The organism is Devosia sp., from assembly GCF_036676215.1.
GTDB lineage: Bacteria > Pseudomonadota > Alphaproteobacteria > Rhizobiales > Devosiaceae > Devosia.
This window is the reverse complement of record NZ_JAKFDJ010000166.1, coordinates 1-2,949: the sequence shown is the minus strand read 5'-3', so window position 1 is coordinate 2,949 and position 2,949 is coordinate 1. Positions and strand designations below refer to the sequence as shown.

The 2,949-nt window shown below is 65.8% G+C and carries 3 protein-coding genes; all 3 read left to right on the top strand.

The window, feature by feature from the left end:
- On the top strand, nucleotides 1–325 hold a 325-nt coding region (locus V6M52_RS14515), incomplete at its 5' end, for a hypothetical protein (RefSeq protein WP_332701530.1).
- Between the two features lie 251 nt (nucleotides 326–576).
- Nucleotides 577–2,076 (top strand): MFS transporter, encoded by a 1,500-nt coding sequence (locus V6M52_RS14510; protein ID WP_332701529.1) that lies wholly within the window; start codon nucleotides 577–579, stop codon nucleotides 2,074–2,076.
- 94 nt (nucleotides 2,077–2,170) lie between these two features.
- The coding region (locus V6M52_RS14505; RefSeq protein ID WP_332701528.1) for an MFS transporter at nucleotides 2,171–2,949 on the top strand (779 nt) is incomplete at its 3' end.

Below are 2,949 nucleotides of genomic sequence, written 5' to 3'. Positions count from 1 at the left end.
GATCGTCTCGGGCGTGGGGGTCTTCGTCTCGGGGGTGCTGCTGACCTTCGTGGCCTTCCCGCAGGGGGCCAAGCCGAACGAAGTCGATCCAGAGCTGCTGCGCAACCTGGCGCTCATCTACCTGCCGACCATCGGCGGCTTCTACGCCGTCGCGATCAGCTGCCTGTTCCTCTACAAGATCGACAAGTCGGTCCACGAGGACAACCTGCGCAAGCTGGCGCAGGGCGCGCTCGACGCCCGCACCACCGACGCCCAGATCGAGACCGGAGCGCCAGCCGCGACCGGCCCCGCGGGCGATCTGAGCCCGGTGGTCCCACGCCCCTGAACCGCGCCGGAGGCCAGAGCGTGACAGCCTGCAGTGGTTACCGGTTCAGGCGGCCGTCACGCTCTAGACTTTTGAAGATCGACCCTTTTCGTCCATCCAGGTGATCGCGCCAGAACGGAAAGGGGCTGGCGCGCGGTTTCGCCGCGTTCACAATTTTTCCCTTTTCGAACCGGCGTTTTACCGCGAATGTCGTACCGAAAATTCGAAGGGCATGCGGCTTGAACCGTAGCCACAGGGAAGAAGAAACGCCCATGTCCGATATCGCCGCAGGCGCCACGAATCTCGTCCCGGCCCCGGCCAAGCTGGGCGTCCCCACCAAGGTGCTCTACGGCTTCGGCTCTGTGGCCTTCGGGGTCGCGAGCCTCGGGCTCTCGTCCTCCCTGCTGCAGCCCTATCTGAACCGGGTCATCGGCCTGCCCGCCCTATGGGTGGGGACGGCGATCATGCTGTCGCTGATGCTGGACGCGGTGATCGATCCCGGCATCGGCCGCTGGTCGGACAAGTTGCGCACCCGCTGGGGTCGGCGCCACCCGTTGATGTACGCCGCGGTCCCCCTGGTGGCCATGGCCTGCCTCGGCTTCTGGAACTCGCCGGCCGACTGGCCGCTGGAAGCGACCGGGCTTTACCTGATCGGCATGCTGGTGCTGCTGCGACTCTGCGTCAGTCTGTACGAGGTGCCCAGCGCGGCTCTCGCCCCCGAGCTGACCACCGACTACCACCAGCGCACCAGCCTGTTCGGCTACCGCTACTTCTTCGGTGTGGTCGGCGGCCTGGGCATGAACGTGGTGCTCTACCAGGTCTTCCTGAGCCCCGCGGCGGGCGGGGTGCTGAACCGCGGCGCCTATGCCCAGTACGGCCTGCTGGCGGCCGCGGTGATGGCGACTTCGATCCTGGTTTCGGCCCTCGGCACGCACAGTCAGATCCCGCGCCTCAGCAGGCCGGCGGTGCGCCAGATCAGTTTCCGTGCGGCGGTGAAGGAGGTCGTCAGCACCCTCAGCAACCGTTCCCTGGTGGTGGTCATGCTGTCGGGCCTGTGCTCGGGCATCGGCACCGGGATGAGCTACGCGCTCAGCCAGTATTTCTATCTGGAGCTCTGGGGCCTCTCGGCCGCGCAGATTTCCTACCTGTCCGTGGCCGGCGCCCTGGCCTCGATCAGCGCCATCCTGATCGCCGGGCCGGCCTCCAAGGCGCTGGGCAAGAAGAACGCGATGCTGGTGCTGTTCTCCGCCTACTGGGCGACCTCGCTCCTGCCGCTGACCCTCAAGCTGGCGGGCCTGATGCCGCCCAACAATTCGCCGGCCGTGTTCCTGTTCCTGCTGGCGGACGGCTTCATCTACACGACCCTGGTGGTGGCCGGCCTGATCATCGTCTCCTCGATGATCGCCGACGTGGTGGAGGATGCGGCGGTGAAGACCGGGGTGCGTTCCGAGGGCCTGCTGTTCGCCGCCAACGGCCTGCTGCCCAAGTTCACCGCCGGCATCGGGGTGTTCGTGGCCGGCCTGCTGCTGACCCTCGTGCAGTTCCCGACCAATGCGGGCCAGGGGTCGGTGGACCCGGCGATCATGCTGCGGCTGGTCTCGATCTACCTGCCTGTCATCGCCGTCATGAATGGGCTGTCGGTCCTGGTGCTGGTCTTCTATCGCATCGACCAGAACACCCATGAGCAGAACCTCGCCACCCTGAAGGAAGCCGCCGCGGATCTCGAGAAGGCTTCCGAAGTCGCGCCGGACCTGATCCCGCCCCGCGCCTAGCGGCTCCTTGTTACGATTTACATCGTATAACATAATTGCGTCGACGGCGGCCGAGCGCTGAGGAGCCGTCCGACGAGCCTCGGAGGAAACTGCCTTGCCCCCACCCGCCCCGACCGCGTCCGGCAAGCTCAGCATCCCCACCAAGCTGTTCTACGGCTTCGGCTCGGTGGCCTTCGGGGTGAAGGACCAGGGGTTCTCCTACCTGCTGCTGATCTTCTACAATCAGGTGGTCGGGCTGCCGTCGGCGACGGTGGGCCTGGCGATCATGGTCGCCCTGCTGTTCGACTCGCTGCTCGACCCGATCATGGGCCAGGTGTCGGACAACTGGCGCTCCAAATGGGGCCGCCGCCATCCCTTCATGTACGCCGCCGCCATCCCGGTGGCGGTCTCCTACCTGCTGCTCTGGAACCCGCCCAACTGGTCGCACGAGGCGCTGTTCTTCTACCTCATCGTGGTCGCCATCGTGATCCGCAGCTTCATCACCATGTACGAGATCCCCTCCTCGGCCCTCGCACCTGAGCTGACCACCGACTACGACGAGCGCACCAAGGTTCTCTCCTACCGCTATTTCTTCGGTTGGTTCGGCGGGCTGACCATGACGGTCCTGGCCCTGCAGGTCTTCCTCAAGCCGGACGCCACCCACCCGGTCGGCCAGCTCAATCCGGCGGGCTATCAGGTCTACTCCCTGGTCGCCTCGGCGATCATGTTCGGCGCGATCATGATCTCGGCCATGGGCACCCACAAACACATCGCCAGGTTCAAGACGCCTCCGGTCCGGAAGATCTCGATCGGTCAGCTGGCCAAGGAGATGTTCAGCACCCTGACCCACCGGTCGTTCCTGGTGCTCATGGGCGCGGGGCTGTTCAACGCCAT